The sequence below is a fragment of the Kluyvera sp. NPDC087067 genome (assembly GCF_044745165.1).
Classification (GTDB): Bacteria; Pseudomonadota; Gammaproteobacteria; order Enterobacterales; family Enterobacteriaceae; genus Kluyvera.
The window spans coordinates 474,672-490,735 of record NZ_JBIUZS010000001.1 but is presented as its reverse complement, the minus strand read 5'-3'; the positions used below and the strand labels follow the sequence as shown (position 1 = coordinate 490,735).

The following is a 16,064-nucleotide window of genomic DNA, read 5'->3' as shown; positions in this document are numbered from 1 at the left end:
GACCAAAAGGACAATTTAGCCTTGTAGTACGTCGCCGCAGCTTCAGCTTCCTTTATAAGTTGAATAACCGTATTGGCTCAATAGCAAAGGGATGTGAAGCTTTTCATTTGTTTTACTCACCGTAAAAATCACGGGTATTTCGGGGAAGAAAGAGTTTAGTTTTTCACTTTTAAAGTACTCACCAGTCTTAAAAGTGACCCGGTAAACGCCCTGCTGCATATCTTTATCCATGGGATAAAGCGACTTGATTCGCCCATCACCATCTGTTTTTCCCTCAGCGATCTTAGTCCAGCCCATGTCCTGTTGCTTTTCAAGCGTCACACCAACATTTTCAGATGGGATACCGGTTTGCTGATTCAGAACATGAACGCTCAATGTGCCGAGTGGTGCACAAAAAGCAACGGGAGCAAGAATTGACGCTGAAAGCACTAACAGCCCTTTGACTATCTTCATTTTTTTCATCCTGTAGTTGAGATCACAGGAAAATCTTAGCTGACACTCAGAGAAAAAATATTCAAATTATTGTGATACTTCATTGTACCAGCCAGCACTTGCAGCAAAAGGTTGCCCGGCCCATCTGGGAGCGGGTACCCGAATCAGGAGTCTCGGTACTGAGATAAAAATTCCTGTTCTAGCTCAAGCAACTTTTTCTTCCGATTTTTTATTTTTTCCACAGGCGCACCAAAATTCACTCCCCATTCTGGAAGGTGCTTTGTCACAAGAGATAATGCACCGACGGACGCCCCTTCCCAGACGGTAACGCCAGGAAGAATAACCGTGCCTGAACCAATAATGACATGGCATCTTAAAATAACTTCCCCGGAAGTGACTCCTGTGTATTTTGGATCGACTGTCGGATTAGTTAAGCTATTGCCAGTGTAATCATCTGTTTTACTATAGATTTTAACGCCTTGTGAAACACCGCTAAAATCCTCCATAGTTATACCTGCGCCAGCGGACAATAAAGAATATCCGCCTATATGTATAAATGATCCCAGGTTTAAAAAACCATTGCCATTGGCTACTATGGTTGTGTATCCGTCGATTCTGACATTATCACCAATGGAAATGTTATTCAGGCCTATTATTGTACAGTTTTTTGCAATAGAAACATTTCGTCCTACTTTCTTGAAGCCGAAATTTTTTAATTCATTCTCGGTGAAAAAACCAACATCAAAAGGGTTCATTTTTAATGGCCAACGTTACAAAGGGAAAATTTAGAGGGCAAAGTAGCATATTAATACTACCAGATATGTCCATGCCACCTTAACCAGCACACCTGCATACGGCGCGCTGTTACAAACTTGATGGTCGCTATGCTGACAAGTATGAGAAAGTGCTAGGTCAATGATTCGCGAGCAAACCGTTGGAGAAAATTGTTTTTTTAGTCAGTTTTGCAGGAATTTTGCAGAAAAGGAAAAGTGGGGGATAGCCGCCCGAAGGCGGCAACGGCAATTACTCACCGATTTCCAGCGCGTCCTGGATCGCATCGGCCAGTGACGCAACTTCCTGTGAAACGTTGCGCAAGTCCATCTGGGAGCGGATCCCAGAGTTTGCGGTAGAGGCTGAAACCGAGGCTTTAGATATTTCTAACGCGGCTTGAACAGCCAGCAAACGCTTACGGTTTTCAGAGGCGTCAGCGCCGGTGGCGTTGTCTAGATCGAAGTACCCTTCTAGTATAGCCATAAAAATACTCTATCAATCTGTTTTATATGGATAAATCTCTATTTTCAAACCACAAAACAGTAACGTTTCATGTGCTTTTAACTATCTGATTTACATAGCCTTAATTTTAGTTTTGCAGAACGAATATCTGAACTTTTTATGGCCGCTATGAGAGAAAAGCAGACCTTAGTATACTTCCTCAGGTATGCAATACCACACAGCCAGCATGGGTTACTCTGTGTCGTGGAGTTTGCAGAACAGTAGTAATGTTACTTTTGTATTCTGTTAACACGAACCACAGGAGGTTGCGTTTTCGTGTCCAGACTACCGTTAATACTGATCATTTGATCAGGTTCTACCGTACGACCATCAAAGACAGAAAGTGGAATCAGGGTATGAAGGCTGCCGGTTAGTCGCGAAAAAAAATTTACCTCCCTCTTGACCATCAATCAGATTCCCGCGCAGGGATATGATTGCACCGTCATGCATACTTTTAGCTTGTTGAACCGTCATGATTCGCGCATCTTCTGTACCTCGGCATCCTTCATCCAGAGCGTGTGGCGGCGGCGGCGCAGTATCTTTGTTCAGTCCACCATTGTCATCGTCAGTAAAAACTGTCGGGATTAAAAAAAATCTATTGATGGTGCCACGTATAATTTCATTCCGTCCTTACCTCAGTAACAACTTGACTTATTAAGTCTGATTGCTATTCCTTAATCTGGCAAACCAGAACAGTATTAAAAGATAATATCCCTATAAATCATCTAGCTGACAAGATACTAGCGATACGGTGAGGTTAAAATGCCCAGAAAAAATGAGAAAATATTCGGAATTGAAGAAAGTCCACGTTTTTTGAATTTTGAGGCAAAGTGTCATAAAGTTGGGTTCGCTGTTTTACTCTGTATTATCATTGTGGCCTTGTTTGGTGCATTTTCTGGTGGTTATTTCAGTGATGCCGTGAGTAAGAACACAACCGGAGAAATGACATTAAATTTCGAACGATTTGGACGTTTGCAAACAGAGTTCAATTTCAAAATTTCAGCTAAAAATCAACATCCTGGTGAAAATATTTATCGCCTAGGTGGAGATTTCAATATTTTTCATCAGATAGAAAATATCTGGCCTCAACCTGACAGAATGTACAGCAAGGGCGACGACCTTTACCTGGTATATAACGGACATGAAAACCGGAAAACAACATCCATCTGGTTACATGTCACCCCAGTAAAACCCGGTAGCGTAATAAGTGTAGTTCAGTTAAACACCAATCCTGAAATCCGTTTCAGACAATTTATTTATCCGTAGGAGATCAGTATGGAAATGGTGCTGAGAGCTCTAGCCATTTATCTTATTTTATTGGTTGTGTTCAAAATTTTGGGACGCCGGGCATTATTGCAAATGACCAGTTTCGACCTGATTCTATTATTGATTATCAGCGAAGCCACACAACAAGCATTACTTGGCAATGATTTTTCCATAACGGGCGCGATGCTCACCATTGTCACTCTAGTAGTGATTGATATAGTGTTTGGATTCCTTAAAAAACAGGTCAATGGCGCCGAATCTGCTCTAGATGGTTCACCTGTAATTTTGCTGGATCACGGCGTACCGTTAATGGAGAAAATGAAAATGGTTGATGTCTCTCTCGACGATATTTTAGTGGCTGCGCGGCAGAGTCAGGGTATTACGGAACTTGGGAAAATTAAGTATGCCATTCTGGAGCGCAATGGCCATATTTCAGTTATAGCTAATGAGGATTAAGGGGGGAAATAATGAAAAGCTCAGAGTACATCGAAGCCAAAACCGCTGGCGAGTTAACAAAAAAGATCGCAGATGCGTTCATTGATAGCGGCTTATCCTTAACCACGGCTGAATCTTGCACGGGGGGACTTCTGGCTGCCGCGCTTTGCGCGGAGGCAGATACGGCCGCTTTTTATGATATTGGCATCATTACTTTTAGCGACAATGCAAAACAGAAAATGCTTGGTGTGCAGGCCAGCACGCTGGAGAAATATACCGCCGTTAGTGAAGAAACGGTGATAGAAATGTCGGAAGGTGCCCGGATACGCGCCGGAACAGATATTAGCATTGCCATTAGTGGTTATGCTGGACCAGACGGTGGAGAGGATGGTACTCCAGCGGGGACAATTTGGTTTGCGTGGAATTTCCGCGGGCAGACGGTAACAAAACGGATACTTTTTTCCGGTGGCTGTCAGGATGTCATTGCAAAAGCAGTCTGTTACAGCCTGGCTGTTTTAGTGGAAGAAGTTTCTGCCTGGCAACAGCAGGGACTGTGGTTTGTCAGTGCCGTTGCCAGGCCATAAGCAGACTACAAAGAACTTTATTTTTTGGCTTCAACGCCCTTTGCGTCAGATCTCACAAGAAACTGCGCAGTCGTTTGCGGGAGATGTTTAATAAGCCAATCCGCCATATCCTGTTCTTCCGCCAGAATTTCCTTAATTGCGGGTATGGAGGCAGTGTCACCCGCCTTCTCAGCGGCAGCTAGAAACGAGGTATAACAAGCTATTTCAAATTGTTCAAATACATAGCCGCTGATCGCGCCCTTGATAATCTCATCTGAGGGGAGCATCCCTCCAATTGACTGACCAAAAGCGGCCATTTTACTCATCGAGTCTTTTAGTACAGAACGCGAGATATCATTTCGCTTAAGAATCTCTTCCAGCACTGTAATCTGGCGTTTTGTCTCGGTCAGGTGTTGCTCTATTCTGGCACGTAAATCAGGATAATTATCGATACGGCCTGCCATTGATTCCAGCATGGATTCTGCTTGCTTTTCCATCGCATGCGCATCCCGTAACCAATCATGGTAATGCTCAATATGATTCATCGTGATTTCCTCGAGTCAGTAATGTTATTTTTCCCCGGCCTTTTTATTGATATTGCCTACCGCAAGGTCGGTGAGTTTCAGGTCGGTATCTTTTTCTTCCTTAAGTGTTTCCGCGAGAAGTTTCACCGCTTTTTTATAACCCAGTTGTTCCGCCAGGGTGGCCAGAGTGCCGTAACTGGCTATCTCATAGTGCTCTACTTTCTGTGCCGCAGCGATTAATGCTGCGTCGCGAACCTCATTTTTTTCTGTGCTTTCGATGACCTCATTCGCTTCTTCAATCAACCCTTCCATTGCCACACATTTAATACGTTTAAGTTTAATTTCCGGTTCTTGTTCAAGTATTTGATCTATACGTTCTATTTGTCCTCGCGTTTCTTCCAGATGCGCACTAAAAGCCGCGCTGAGTTTTTCATTTGATGCTGCTCTGGCAAGTTTAGCCAGCCCACGCGTTAATTGTTTTTCGGCACTGTAGGTGTCTGAAAGCAAGTGAATAAATACATCTTCAATATTTTTCATATTCATAGGAATACCTTCTAGGCTGTAGAAATAATTGCGGGTCTTAAACGGACCCGCAAGGTACTCTTTTAGTTAAAAGAGAAGATTGAAGCTAATAATCAGGATTTGTCAGATTTATTGCCACCACTGTGACTATTCTGTCCACCTTTCTTACCGGCTTCAGATGCACGTTGCGGATCGTTTTTGAAATTCCCCCCGCTGTGCTGACCTCCTTTGCGGCCTGCTTCAGATGCCTTATCTCGGTCTTCAGCAAAATTACCGGAACCACCACGATGCTCTGCCATATATCACCTCATATATATCGGTTATGTCAGTCAGATACAAAAATGTATTTCGTACCTGTCGTTGTTCAGTGTTTAACATTAGTGGTTATTCTGATTTAGTCAAATTTATGGAATGTATCACATTATTTCGCCACCTTTATTTTTCAAAGCATTACAAGCCCCTCAGATTGTTAATTTCTACGTTACGCAAAATTAAAACAAACTAACTGCATGACAACCCTGATAATAATACCTAACCCATAAAAACCAGGATTAATCTCATGCAGAGCATGAATAAATTACAAATCTTTAATAATGTACCTGGCTAAATAACTTTTGAAAAAAATATCGCAAGATCTATTTCAAAGTTCGGGATAGCGGAGAACAATACGATGTAAACAAAATCTGTTCATATTTTGTCGAAGTAGTGGAAGAAACTGGTCATGCAATAACCAGTTTTGCAGAGAGGTTTTGCAGAAGAATTCAGAAGCGGTAGCCAGCAGAGAACATGAACACCCACGGTTCCAGTCTGGTACTTACGCTCTGGTTAACGCCACCCGCTTTAAACTTCACGTTAGTGTCGATATCCATGTACCAGACCGGCACCGTGAAAAAAATCGAATATCCTTCTGTTTTTTAAATAAAAACGCTCAATTTCATTCCTTGAATACAGGCAAATTCATGTGGTTTTAACTGATTGATATTAATGAAAATAAAAATAGTTTTGCAAAAGGATTTTTGGAGCAATCATGACTTACTCAGCAAGTTCCATTCTTTGTCTGTCCAGCAAACTCAGGTTATAAACAGAGTCAGCCGGCATCTCAACGCGCACCGAGATAAACACATCATCAGGAATATCGATCAGCTCACCATTCAGCACTGTTTCAGTGAAGTTTCCAGCATCGTCTTTCGTGCCAATCAGGTTTCGGGCAAACGCTGGTGCGTCCGGGTGAGTCCGGTGATAGGTTTTTACCAGTACTGAACCATCAGCATTAACCTCATAATCAAGCCAGAGAAGAGGCTGTTTATTGCGGTCCTGTGGAATATCAAAGCCCCCATCAATGCCACCCCAGCTCGCATCAGAGTTCATACCAGTGCAGCCTTCAATCAGGTATTCCCCGACAGCTAACCGTGTCACGGTACACCCCTCAGATTCTTCATTGATGTCGAAATGGCCATCGGAGTAGATTTTGATAATTGGCGATGCTTTCTTTATGAACCCACTGGAATCAACTGTGGTATTTCCTGAATCCCACGCAGTAAGCCATGGCTTCCAACCCACCCCACCTTCGCCAATACGCCAGGCCATTCGATTTGCAGATGTAACCTGAATCTGACTAAACAGACGCTCAGAACGATTCATGACCAATGCTGGGCAATATGCATCGGCCCAGTTAGTCCCTATCCCACCACCTCCCTGGACGATACCACCTTGCCTTGCCGCATTAGCTTCTGAAATTGTAGGGCAGTCCTGCGCACCGATTCCCCAGCAGCCGGTATATAAAACCCGGTTGGGGTTCCAGTCTAAGGTTGATGTCGCAACCGTGTATGTTGCAACGGTTCCTAACCCGAGGTTTGTACGAGCCCCCTGGGCTGAGGTTGACCCGGTACCTCCCTGATTAACAGGAACCGCGCCACCGGATTTTGTGGCCATGTTATCGGCAAGGTATTTCCATGATGGACCTGTGAAATTTGAACCATCAGGCAGCGTAACGGTAATGGTGCCACTGGCGGTGAACACTGATTGCCAGTTCTGTTTGTCATAGTTCAGTCCGCGCAGGGCTTCCGCGCTCTGGGTAACGAGTGCAGCGGTAACCAGGTTCATCGCAACACGCGGCATGGCATACCATGCTGCTCCCGCCTGACTTGGGCCAGTGAAGTTACTCACCAGCGTCAGCGATGTATTACTGTTAACGCTTTTCACCGGGAGTGAGTACGGAATACCGCCCACAGTAACAACGGCGAAATCACCGGCCGCCAGTTCGGTTGTGAACGCCGTGCCGGAACCGGTAACAGCGGCTGATTTGTTGGTCAGGGTTAATGTTCCTGCGGACATAAGGACTCCAGTGTTCATGAAATAAAAAACCCCGCCGGAGCGAGGTTAGTGATTTGGATAGTAAGCAGCCTCTACGAATAAAGCCGCGTATCGATGTAGATATACTGTTTTTTAAATCGTGGTGTGGGAGCCTGCCCGTTAATCTGTTCGCTGTAAATGGAATACCCGCCAACGATGTTGTCATAAGCGCGTGCCGTCAGCGTCCCATAAATATAAATCCCAGCAGCGGGATCTAACGGGACCAGGTAATTTGAACTCATACCAGATACAACTGCCGCCGGAAGCCCAACATTAACGTCGTAGTTTGCACCATTGCCATTTCCTGAGCCGTTCCACGGGTTATCTACAAAATGAAGCTCAAGCGGCAAACAATCTGTATTCCAGACCATATCGCCGTTAGCGTTATATACTGCCATTCCAACACCATGCGCAACAGGAACAACATTTGCGAACACGTAGACATGACCGCCTACCCCATTGCAGTTTAAATTCAGATTCCATTTCCCATTTGAAGCAACCGGAATAACATAAGCGGCACCGGTTGCAGAATCGTTACGGATAAATGAAATCACGTTTGCCGTGGCTGGAATGTCTGTGGGGATCGTCATATTTCCTGTGAAACGATATACACCGATAAAATTCATCGGTGTGACTTCAGGACTAATAAACAGACTACCGTCTTCACGAAAAATTTTAATACCATAACTCATTTGTACATCACCAATATTGGCTGATTTACTGACGCGTTAGACCAGGTTACCGTCCCATTGGCCACGGTCGCCGTTGCCGGAGTCTGGCCTTTTGAACCGCTAGGGGTGAATATGTTTTGCGGATCTGCGACCAGAGTTTTGCCCTCAACAACCGGATAAGCCTTAGAGCCTGACGCTGGCGAAGTGATAACTGCGGCAACAAAGGTGGGGTTGAATCGCCCCACCAGCTCATTCCCCTTAGCGTCGAACAACTGCACTCCGTAAGCCATAATCATCCCCTTTACATTGGTAGTTTGTCAGGTGTTCAGTAGACTTCCAGCCAGGAAAGAATCGAACATAAAGACTATTAATCGGTCTGACCCAATACGTCCCATTTTTATCAATGCGGATCTGTTTGATAGAAACTGTCGCAGTACGAAGTTCAGCACCGGCACCTAAATGCGAAGAATATACAGCCGTACAATCGACACTTTTAACGCCACTATTTAATGCCTGAGAAATAGAGGCGCAACCGCTAATATTTGCCAACAACAACCCGAAGAGTATTATTTTTGTCATATACCTTCTGTCCGTAATTATCTATTGTGGTTCTGCCATCACCTGCATTAGAACCATTAATTTCAAACGTTCCGTCTGCTTTCATGATGGTGCCTGTTTTACCCTGAACGTAATTCGATGAGCGTAATTCACCAATCTTTGCAAGGGTAATGCTGGCATACTGAATAAACGTATCACTGATAAACACCTGCCCATTAACCACGGCAAAAGGTGAATATTGCGTGTTGCCGCTGCCGCTCATCAGGACAAACTGGTTAGCGTTAAACCCGACGCGAGTAACCACTGGTTTACCAGACTCCGCCAGCACCGCAATCGACATCCCGGCGTTATACATTACCCCGTTGATGCGAACCCCAGTTTTCAGGGTGTAAATCGCTGAGGCTCCAGTGGCATCCACGACGGCGGTCAGCTTATCTTCCAGCGCCGCAGTTACGCCATTAAACTGCGCCTGCACCTGCGTGGACATTTCCGCCATGGCCTTATCCACATCAGCGATAGTTGTCTTCACCACCAGGATATCGGCGCGAACCTCACCTAACTGAGCAAACTGGTGCTCAACGGTTCCGTGGTTCGCCAGCGCGTTCTGCATAATGCCTTCAAGGTTGGTATCAATGTCTCCCGTAAGGCGTTCGCCATCCTCTGATGTCAGAAAATCGCCGGCAATATCTCCCAGGTAGTCATCAGCATTCGCGTTGGATTCACCACGAACCCAGCCTGTCCAGTCACTCTGATTGCCAATACGATCGACCAGGCGAGCACGATACCAGAATTCAACTCCAGCCTTTAAGCCCAACTGAGAGTAGGTATGTTGCGGATATGGCACTCCAACCAGTAGTAGAGGATTATCCCCATTACTGTTTACCGAATATTGCAATTCGGTTTGGAGCGTATCGCCTGTATCCGCTGGGAATGACCAGTCAATCTGTATCCCCCAGTTGATGGCAGTCGTCCGTAAACCAACTGGTTTCGGCACATCACCGGTGCGCCCAGTGAGGTGTGTCAGAACAGAAGTTGCCCATAGACTGGATGAACCACCAGAGTTGATAGCGCGGACGCGGAACAGATAATCCCCCTCGAAAATGCCAGGCACTTCGATATTGCGAAGGCCGGTCTCCGGTACGTTAATCCACTCATTGTCGCCGCGCTTCCACTGTACCCGATAGGCTATGACATCAGCCTGTGGCTTGCCGTTCTTGTCGAGAGGTGCATCCCATGTTGCCGTAAGGGTAGCTACTCGCTGCCCCTGGCGCACCGCGTCATAGCTCGCGACCACGATATTGGTCGGCTGGTTGACGAGGCCAGTTGGTATCAGGCTGGTTGGCGGCGTGTCCAGGCGGGCATTGTTATCGACCGCATCATATTTTGACGCGTTGTATTCTGCGCCAGTGATGCTGAAGGTATTTTCCTCGTCATTGAACGTCAGATTAGTTACACGGAAATACTGCAGGCGCAGCTGCCCAGCATCGATGACGAATACTGCATTAGGTGCTGGCACTGCAGTGAATGGCGTGGCCAAAATAAGTTGTGTGCCATTTACAGCCTGAATTACCCTGCTTTCAACAATACCACCCTGCGTTCGAATCATCAGCGTATCGCCAGCAACGGCGCTGGTACCGCGATCCGTTGTTACGGCTTTAAGTCCGGCGTTGTAATCAACAACACGTCCACCATAGACCCGCCCTGACAACCGTTCATCAGCAAAAGCGAAAACGGTACCCGGCACATATGCGAATCCATCAAGCCCGGTCTGCAGCGTGATGATGCGGTCAAGAGAGTTCGAATATACCGCCCAACCTCCACGGCGCTGCGCCTCGCTTTCTCGCGTACATCCGATCGCCGTCAACTGTGTCTGCTTAAACTTAAACTGCTTCACCAACTCAGGGAACATCACGGCGGTGGTGCGATCCTGGTAGTGATTATCCGGGTCGCTGAAATTAATCAGCGCCGAACTGTAGCGGTTCTTCTCGCTTCCGCTCGAGTAGCTCGGCTTACCCACAACGGATGCGCGGGTGAGTATCTGCAGCTTCGACGTATCCGCCGGCATGTCAGAGACAACATTGAACATGTTGTTGCCCCAGAACGTCATGCCATTGAAGCCCGCGGCGATATCCTTAATCACCTGCCAGGCATCGGCTTGCGCCTGAATATAAACGTCGAACATAAAACGTGGTTCTGTGGCGGAGCCTCCTTTTCCGTCCGGCACTTTCTGGTCGCAGCGCTGCGCAATCCGGTAAAGCTCCCACTTATCCAGCATGTCCGCCGACACGCGGCGCCCCAGGCCAAAGCGTTGCTCCGTCAGCACGTCGAACCAAATCCACGCAGGGTTATTGGTCCAGCCCCATTTGAATGTACCGTCCCATGTGCCGTTATAAGTGCGCGCCAGGGGATCGTAGTTTTGCGGAATGCGGATTACTCGTCCTTTCGGTTTGCAGGAAATCTTTGGGATATTACTGAATGACTTGGCATTGAACGATACGTACAACAGAGCGGTATGCGGATAGCGTAGACGGGCGTCAATCACCTCAGTAATAGCCTGCACCTGCGTTTTGTTCTGCAACATCTGGCTAGTGCTGTCATCGGTATCGCGAACGACTCGGATCTGCCAACTGCTGTTCGCTTTCGGAAGATTGATACGGTGTGTCAACTCATACAGCGAACTGAGTTTCTCCGTTACTGTCTTGGTTAGCACCGTTGCATAAGCACCACCATCAACGGACAAATCGATGTGATATTTTACGGTGGTGCCGACGATATCTCCGTCATTCTCCTGCTGCTGCAAACCAGTAATGCCGATGCGCACCAGTACCGCGTCGATCTGCGTGTTGCTGATAGCTCGCGTCCAGGGGGTAACTTTCGTAAGCGAAACACCAATGCTGGTTTCATTCTCAACCGCCGGAAAGCCGGGGATCGGTGTCTGCGACTGCGTCCCTGGGCGAAAATCCCAGGTAACATTCTCAAAGTTCATTGTGCCATCGGCATTACCTAGCGGCGTGCCATCTAAGAAAATTCGCGTGGCATCCAGTCCACCAGCAAACTCTCCCTCGCCCAACGCCAGCAGCATGCGGCACCGCGCCATTGATTGAGCTGAGTCTGGTTGTTCGACAGGCGTGTGTTGCTTCTGGCTGCCACCCTTTGCACCAGTAATCGTTGCCATATTGCACCCATAAAAAAAGCCACCCGTAGGTGGCTCATCATTTTAAGAAACCATTAGCTGTGATTTTCACAACCCGGTAATGATTTATCGATAATTAAATTACCTTCAGCCCGAACACCAATCTTGCCGAAAAGGAAGGAATGATTCAGCTGAGTGATAACCAGATTACTCAATCCAACAGCACATTTATCTTTCTCAATCGCTTTATCAATTGCTGTTTTCATATTTGGAATTCCTAGTGGGAAAATAACTACAGGATAGGAATCTTCAGCGATTACTCGTGGGCCAGTGACAAATTTATTACCGTTAATGTTGTAGTTTTTGGTACTACCAACAGTCAAATCAGCAACACGAATAGAACAGCCAGAAAGTAACAGAGCCCCAAGAGCAACAACTAAAATTTTTTTCATTAAGATCATCCTTTGATTGCAATCGGATTTATCCTAACACACGTTGTATGCAAACTATTACATTTTGAGTCTTCTCATTGATATCTATCAGATTAGGAAATTGCCTTATACCTATTTCTAGATATCCTGTGCGACGATACCTGCGCTGATAATTGCGCCGCCAATCTCGCGTTCGCCATACAGCAGCGCGACTGGATTGCCCATCGCCAGGGTGTTCACTGCCCCCCCGAAGGCATAGCTCGGTTTGTTATCTGGATCATCACGACCCTGAAGGCCCTTGGGTTGCGGGGAAAGCATCTGGTAGATGCCACCCGCCATCATTGATCCACCAGCGACCATCAGACTAGCCGCCAATGGAGAAGCCGCTCCACCAGACATAACAGTCATTACAACCCCAGCAACGAGCATCACAGCACCAAGTATTGTCTGGAATATTCCTGCCTTTTTTGCACCTTCCATTACCGGAGCAATACGAATTTCACTCTTTCCACCCAGTTCCTTGAAATCCTGCACGCCAATATTCCGCTTGCCACGAAATACCGCGAACACCATTCCATTCTTTTTAGCGTTCATCAGGTAGTCTTCCAGACCATCAAAATTGACGCATAAGGCTTTTACCGCCTCTGCAGACGTCTGAACTGCCAGTTTATGCACCCGACCGAACCGCGCGCCGAGCGCACCGTACAGACGGATAGTTGTTAACCGCGCCAAGGTTTAATCTCCTGTTTTAGGTCTTTGTGTCGGACGCAGATCATCGTCCGATCTTTGAAGTAGCCACGGGAATATGGCGTGATGCAAGAGGGCTGGCCGTATAGATGGTGCAACAGCTCGCCATCTTCGGTGATGACTCCCGCGTGGTTCCACTTACCAGATTCGACTTGCATGATGGCCATGCATCCGGGGGCCGGATCGCATTCAACAAATCCCTCTCTCTCCCAATTGTCGAAATAGAGGTTGTCCGGATACTGACTTTCCCACCACGGGTAATCAACGCGGAAGTCGGTCAGCTTCACACCTTGAGTAGCATGCCAGTCCATGACCAGCCCCCAGCAGTCGTGAGAGCCAAGAATGAACGGGCGGCCGATTAACGGAATAGCATCCGGCATAATTTCGGCATATTCGTCACTATCAGGCGCGTAGATACCCCATACCACACCTGACTGGTTGCATTGCTGGCGATCTAGGTCTGATGGGATAGCCCTTGCACCATCGCCAGGATGCGAGTGAATGACTCGAATTATGGTTCCCGCATCCTCTGCATTTGCCCAGTACTCAGCATCAATACGGAAATGCTCTGATGGGTTTTCATGACTGTTCGGAACCGGGATATAACGCTGGCGCCGCCCTGACTGAATGATGAAGCCGCAGCACTCGCACGGGGATTCCTCCAGCGCATGCGCTCGGATCGCCTTCATAATTGTTTTATTCATTTAGATGTCCAGTTATCGAGAGAAAAGCACGGTTGCTGGGTAGCCGCCGAAATCGAGGGTTGCGGTATTAGGCTCAGCCAGGCCAGCACCAAATCGCTTACGACAATCGCTCAGACAACCTCCGCATACATCCAATGCAGGGTCAGTGACTACATTACCTTTCGCATCGAAATACGCCGTGCCATTGTATGTACAGCCATCACCGCTGCGGTATTGACCGCGCAACGCCCACTCACAAAGTGATGTGATCTGCCTGGTGGGAATAACCAGATTCTGCAAATCCGCCGGGCTGCTAAGAGACCACGACACTACCTCATCATCTTCTGAGGTTTTGGTATCCAGCCAGAAGGTTTGCAAAGAGAACGCCGTCGGATCCGACGTTGGGTTAACGCCGCCCGGAAAGTTCACCGCATCCAGATAGATAGCGTAGGTATCAATAATGCTGACCTTCGCATTCACCATGTCCTTGAACTGTAGGCATAGTGCTGTGATATGCCCATCGAGGTTGGATACGCTCAGCTTAGGCTCTGCTGCCTGGTCGGTTGAGAGTGCAAGATCAGAAATCTGGAATGGCCAGAAATCGAAGGTCTTCCCGCCCCAGATAATTGGCTTCGGCCCCAGCTTTGACTCGTCGCCGTTCGCTGCGTCAACTTCGGCTGGTGTATGGGGGAATGGTGCGTAATGAAAGCGATGGATACCACCGCTGAACTCTGAAGCGTCTACTTCAACCAGGCGGACTCTGCCACCTGGTGCCAGCGTCGCCGCCTGATCGACAAGAGCCATTATGCGTAAACCCCGTAAGCTCGCTTGATAGTGAAGGTCAGCTCAGAAAACTTGCTGCTAAGCTGATTTTTCCGGATGGAGTCAGCGACAACCCGGTACAGCCCCTTAACCTCGCCTGGCGGCGTGATGATGAAGGACTTAACAGTATGGGCCAGCAGAAAGTCGCGGATCACGTTTACTTCTACTTCGGTACCGACATGCTTCATCGGCACCTGAATGGCGGTGGAGTTGATGCCGTTATCAGCTACCTGCTCATATCCATCACCAAACTGCGCCGACCGTACCGTCTGGCTGTATTCGACAGCCCCCGCCCCGAGTTGCGAGTGCCATTTGTAGATTTCAACTGCCATATTTGCTCCATAAAAAAACCCAGCCGGAGCTGGGTTATTCATAATGATTGGTATTTATGAAATATTCAGGCAACTAATTCTTTAATTTTCACCAAAATATCTTGTGTCATTTCAGCTTCTTTTAAAATGCAGTCCAACTGCGATTTATGAATATTTTGAGTTAATTCATAATCCGCCTCACACCTGGATTTATGACACATTTTTAGCTTAACAGAGAGTAATTGCAATGTTCTTACATGCGCCGGATGCAGTTGTTCTGCACAGTCTGCTAAATACTGGGACAAGCGAGCGTGAGTCCCACCTTTGAAAATTTTGCCGGGCATAGGATGATTTTTGGGTACGCGACCACCAGCAATCTCATGCGCAGCGTGAAACATGCTGTAGTATGCCCGACCAATTGAGGCCCTCAGATTAACTTCGTTCTCACCATCCCCAGCTATCGACTTTGCAAAATGAAGGATCTCAGAATGTGAAATCGCCATTTCAGTCTCCTATCACATGGAATGTGGCAATGCTATTTGAAGAGAAAATCTGATTATCAACTATCAATGAAGCAAGTTCATCATTGATTTCCCATAAACTATCTGAATATTCTGAAGTTATGCCAAAAGAGAAAATTAACATACCTTCCGCATCTGTATGAATTGATGCCTGTCTCGGTGGGAGTTTTAGCCTTTCCGCGATTTGCATTACAAGAGAAGCCATTTGAAATAAATAATCAGATTCCTCCCTGTCATCCATCAAAATTTTCATGATGGAATCGCAACGCATAATGTCATACCTTTGTTTTTCTGCAAATGATGATATATCGCTGGAGTTGAAAATTGGCTGACCTTTTATAAGCAACATTGTTTCGAGATCTCCCCAAAACCCTGCATTTAAATATGCATGGCAAAGCCCAGCAAAACCGACATAAGGGATGCTATTGTGGGAAATTTCACGCGCCAAGCGATACTGACATCTCTGGCCTAACGCGACTGAAAAATTCACCCAAACAACGTCATTATAAGGATTGATAAGGGCAAGTCGCCGATGGTTTTCCATAGCAGCAACATAGTTACCACCAACGATTTCTGCAAGCCCTATGACTAAAAGAGACTGATAGGTATCTGGTATTTTTTTAGCTTCGCGGATAACTACACGCAGGCCAAAATCACCAATAAGATTTTCTCCAGACTCGATGGAGGGAACTAGCTTTTCAAGAAGTTCATTGGTTTTCAGTTGAGGGTTAGCGCTAGTCATATCCACATCGGCCAAATGGTGTTTAACCGAATCATAGCAAAACTACTCATGCACCTAAACCTGGCTAAATATACATTGA

The 16,064-nt window shown here is 46.8% G+C and carries 21 protein-coding genes and 1 pseudogene; 3 read left to right on the top strand and 19 right to left on the bottom strand.

The features are described 5' to 3' along the window. Positions 1 to 42: 42 nt before the first annotated feature. The 4 genes and pseudogenes from uraH to ACIPDS_RS02310 form a co-directional block, all read right to left on the bottom strand. The gene (uraH, locus tag ACIPDS_RS02325; RefSeq protein ID WP_400732282.1) at positions 43 to 453 is read right to left on the bottom strand and encodes a hydroxyisourate hydrolase; all 411 of its coding nucleotides are present in this window, start codon (positions 451 to 453) and stop codon (positions 43 to 45) included. A 143-nt stretch (positions 454 to 596) separates the two neighbouring features. After that, positions 597 to 1,187 carry an acyltransferase gene (locus ACIPDS_RS02320; protein ID WP_400732281.1) on the bottom strand — a complete coding sequence of 197 codons (591 nt, stop codon included), beginning with the start codon at positions 1,185 to 1,187 and terminating at the stop codon, positions 597 to 599. A gap of 268 nt (positions 1,188 to 1,455) precedes the next feature. Further along, a complete protein-coding gene (locus ACIPDS_RS02315) occupies positions 1,456 to 1,680 on the bottom strand; it encodes a hypothetical protein (protein WP_400733413.1) in 225 nt (74 codons plus the stop codon). 254 nt (positions 1,681 to 1,934) lie between these two features. Then, positions 1,935 to 2,327: pseudogene (locus ACIPDS_RS02310) on the bottom strand (YgiW/YdeI family stress tolerance OB fold protein). A gap of 139 nt (positions 2,328 to 2,466) precedes the next feature. Here ACIPDS_RS02310 and ACIPDS_RS02305 point away from each other — a divergent pair. The 3 genes from ACIPDS_RS02305 to ACIPDS_RS02295 are packed head-to-tail and all read left to right on the top strand — an operon-like array spanning position 2,467 to position 3,989. Then, the gene (locus ACIPDS_RS02305) at positions 2,467 to 2,970 is read left to right on the top strand and encodes a hypothetical protein (RefSeq protein WP_400732280.1); all 504 of its coding nucleotides are present in this window, start codon (positions 2,467 to 2,469) and stop codon (positions 2,968 to 2,970) included. 9 nt (positions 2,971 to 2,979) lie between these two features. Further along, the gene (locus ACIPDS_RS02300; protein ID WP_400732279.1) at positions 2,980 to 3,426 is read left to right on the top strand and encodes a DUF421 domain-containing protein; all 447 of its coding nucleotides are present in this window, start codon (positions 2,980 to 2,982) and stop codon (positions 3,424 to 3,426) included. A gap of 11 nt (positions 3,427 to 3,437) precedes the next feature. After that, positions 3,438 to 3,989, top strand: coding sequence for a 2-oxo-tetronate isomerase (locus ACIPDS_RS02295; protein WP_400732278.1), 552 nt, complete (start codon positions 3,438 to 3,440; stop codon positions 3,987 to 3,989). Positions 3,990 to 4,006: 17 nt separating this feature from the next. Here the strand turns inward: ACIPDS_RS02295 and ACIPDS_RS02290 are convergent, their stop codons facing one another. The 15 genes from ACIPDS_RS02290 to ACIPDS_RS02220 form a co-directional block, all read right to left on the bottom strand. Then, positions 4,007 to 4,513, bottom strand: a complete 507-nt coding sequence (locus ACIPDS_RS02290; RefSeq protein WP_400732277.1) for a ferritin-like domain-containing protein — start codon at positions 4,511 to 4,513, stop codon at positions 4,007 to 4,009. A gap of 24 nt (positions 4,514 to 4,537) precedes the next feature. Further along, positions 4,538 to 5,035: a ferritin-like domain-containing protein gene (locus ACIPDS_RS02285; RefSeq protein ID WP_400732276.1), complete on the bottom strand. Its 498-nt coding sequence runs from the start codon at positions 5,033 to 5,035 to the stop codon at positions 4,538 to 4,540. A gap of 92 nt (positions 5,036 to 5,127) precedes the next feature. Beyond that, a complete protein-coding gene (locus tag ACIPDS_RS02280) occupies positions 5,128 to 5,313 on the bottom strand; it encodes a general stress protein (protein ID WP_400732275.1) in 186 nt (61 codons plus the stop codon). A gap of 462 nt (positions 5,314 to 5,775) precedes the next feature. Further along, positions 5,776 to 5,910, bottom strand: coding sequence for an OmpW family outer membrane protein (locus ACIPDS_RS02275; protein WP_400733411.1), 135 nt, complete (start codon positions 5,908 to 5,910; stop codon positions 5,776 to 5,778). A gap of 136 nt (positions 5,911 to 6,046) precedes the next feature. Next, positions 6,047 to 7,348, bottom strand: coding sequence for a phage tail protein (locus ACIPDS_RS02270; protein WP_400732274.1), 1,302 nt, complete (start codon positions 7,346 to 7,348; stop codon positions 6,047 to 6,049). 71 nt (positions 7,349 to 7,419) lie between these two features. Next, positions 7,420 to 8,058 (bottom strand): hypothetical protein, encoded by a 639-nt coding sequence (locus tag ACIPDS_RS02265; protein ID WP_062779914.1) that lies wholly within the window; start codon positions 8,056 to 8,058, stop codon positions 7,420 to 7,422. After that, positions 8,055 to 8,327 (bottom strand): hypothetical protein, encoded by a 273-nt coding sequence (locus ACIPDS_RS02260; protein WP_348588865.1) that lies wholly within the window; start codon positions 8,325 to 8,327, stop codon positions 8,055 to 8,057. The genes ACIPDS_RS02265 and ACIPDS_RS02260 overlap by 4 nt, the downstream gene beginning before the upstream one ends. 245 nt (positions 8,328 to 8,572) lie before the next feature. Next, the gene (locus ACIPDS_RS02255; protein WP_400732272.1) at positions 8,573 to 11,770 is read right to left on the bottom strand and encodes a host specificity protein J; all 3,198 of its coding nucleotides are present in this window, start codon (positions 11,768 to 11,770) and stop codon (positions 8,573 to 8,575) included. Between the two features lie 53 nt (positions 11,771 to 11,823). After that, positions 11,824 to 12,180 carry a hypothetical protein gene (locus tag ACIPDS_RS02250; protein WP_370928366.1) on the bottom strand — a complete coding sequence of 119 codons (357 nt, stop codon included), beginning with the start codon at positions 12,178 to 12,180 and terminating at the stop codon, positions 11,824 to 11,826. A gap of 117 nt (positions 12,181 to 12,297) precedes the next feature. After that, positions 12,298 to 12,891 (bottom strand): tail assembly protein, encoded by a 594-nt coding sequence (locus ACIPDS_RS02245; RefSeq protein ID WP_400732270.1) that lies wholly within the window; start codon positions 12,889 to 12,891, stop codon positions 12,298 to 12,300. Continuing rightward, positions 12,879 to 13,610, bottom strand: a complete 732-nt coding sequence (locus tag ACIPDS_RS02240) for a C40 family peptidase (RefSeq protein ID WP_400732268.1) — start codon at positions 13,608 to 13,610, stop codon at positions 12,879 to 12,881. The genes ACIPDS_RS02245 and ACIPDS_RS02240 overlap by 13 nt, the downstream gene beginning before the upstream one ends. 12 nt (positions 13,611 to 13,622) lie before the next feature. Continuing rightward, positions 13,623 to 14,393, bottom strand: a complete 771-nt coding sequence (locus ACIPDS_RS02235; protein ID WP_400732267.1) for a phage minor tail protein L — start codon at positions 14,391 to 14,393, stop codon at positions 13,623 to 13,625. Next, on the bottom strand, positions 14,393 to 14,743 hold the full coding sequence (locus ACIPDS_RS02230) for a phage tail protein (protein ID WP_400732266.1): 351 nt from the start codon (positions 14,741 to 14,743) through the stop codon (positions 14,393 to 14,395). Before ACIPDS_RS02230 ends, ACIPDS_RS02235 begins: the two co-directional genes overlap by 1 nt. A 65-nt stretch (positions 14,744 to 14,808) precedes the next feature. After that, the gene (locus ACIPDS_RS02225) at positions 14,809 to 15,225 is read right to left on the bottom strand and encodes a hypothetical protein (protein ID WP_400732265.1); all 417 of its coding nucleotides are present in this window, start codon (positions 15,223 to 15,225) and stop codon (positions 14,809 to 14,811) included. A gap of 1 nt (position 15,226) precedes the next feature. After that, positions 15,227 to 15,985, bottom strand: a complete 759-nt coding sequence (locus ACIPDS_RS02220) for a hypothetical protein (RefSeq protein WP_400732263.1) — start codon at positions 15,983 to 15,985, stop codon at positions 15,227 to 15,229. Positions 15,986 to 16,064: the final 79 nt, after the last annotated feature.

What these genes read in the sequence shown, in the direction of transcription:
- uraH (WP_400732282.1), bottom strand. Translation starts at nt 453, where the DNA reads ATGAAGATAGTCAAAGGGCTGTTAGTGCTTTCAGCGTCAATTCTTGCT.
- ACIPDS_RS02320 (WP_400732281.1), bottom strand. Translation starts at nt 1,187, where the DNA reads ATGAACCCTTTTGATGTTGGTTTTTTCACCGAGAATGAATTAAAAAAT.
- ACIPDS_RS02305 (WP_400732280.1), top strand. Translation starts at nt 2,467, where the DNA reads ATGCCCAGAAAAAATGAGAAAATATTCGGAATTGAAGAAAGTCCACGT.
- ACIPDS_RS02300 (WP_400732279.1), top strand. Translation starts at nt 2,980, where the DNA reads ATGGAAATGGTGCTGAGAGCTCTAGCCATTTATCTTATTTTATTGGTT.
- ACIPDS_RS02295 (WP_400732278.1), top strand. Translation starts at nt 3,438, where the DNA reads ATGAAAAGCTCAGAGTACATCGAAGCCAAAACCGCTGGCGAGTTAACA.
- ACIPDS_RS02290 (WP_400732277.1), bottom strand. Translation starts at nt 4,513, where the DNA reads ATGAATCATATTGAGCATTACCATGATTGGTTACGGGATGCGCATGCG.
- ACIPDS_RS02285 (WP_400732276.1), bottom strand. Translation starts at nt 5,035, where the DNA reads ATGAATATGAAAAATATTGAAGATGTATTTATTCACTTGCTTTCAGAC.
- ACIPDS_RS02280 (WP_400732275.1), bottom strand. Translation starts at nt 5,313, where the DNA reads ATGGCAGAGCATCGTGGTGGTTCCGGTAATTTTGCTGAAGACCGAGAT.
- ACIPDS_RS02270 (WP_400732274.1), bottom strand. Translation starts at nt 7,348, where the DNA reads ATGTCCGCAGGAACATTAACCCTGACCAACAAATCAGCCGCTGTTACC.
- ACIPDS_RS02265 (WP_062779914.1), bottom strand. Translation starts at nt 8,058, where the DNA reads ATGAGTTATGGTATTAAAATTTTTCGTGAAGACGGTAGTCTGTTTATT.
- ACIPDS_RS02260 (WP_348588865.1), bottom strand. Translation starts at nt 8,327, where the DNA reads ATGGCTTACGGAGTGCAGTTGTTCGACGCTAAGGGGAATGAGCTGGTG.
- ACIPDS_RS02255 (WP_400732272.1), bottom strand. Translation starts at nt 11,770, where the DNA reads ATGGCAACGATTACTGGTGCAAAGGGTGGCAGCCAGAAGCAACACACG.
- ACIPDS_RS02250 (WP_370928366.1), bottom strand. Translation starts at nt 12,180, where the DNA reads ATGAAAAAAATTTTAGTTGTTGCTCTTGGGGCTCTGTTACTTTCTGGC.
- ACIPDS_RS02240 (WP_400732268.1), bottom strand. Translation starts at nt 13,610, where the DNA reads ATGAATAAAACAATTATGAAGGCGATCCGAGCGCATGCGCTGGAGGAA.
- ACIPDS_RS02235 (WP_400732267.1), bottom strand. Translation starts at nt 14,393, where the DNA reads ATGGCTCTTGTCGATCAGGCGGCGACGCTGGCACCAGGTGGCAGAGTC.
- ACIPDS_RS02230 (WP_400732266.1), bottom strand. Translation starts at nt 14,743, where the DNA reads ATGGCAGTTGAAATCTACAAATGGCACTCGCAACTCGGGGCGGGGGCT.
- ACIPDS_RS02225 (WP_400732265.1), bottom strand. Translation starts at nt 15,225, where the DNA reads ATGGCGATTTCACATTCTGAGATCCTTCATTTTGCAAAGTCGATAGCT.
- ACIPDS_RS02220 (WP_400732263.1), bottom strand. Translation starts at nt 15,985, where the DNA reads ATGACTAGCGCTAACCCTCAACTGAAAACCAATGAACTTCTTGAAAAG.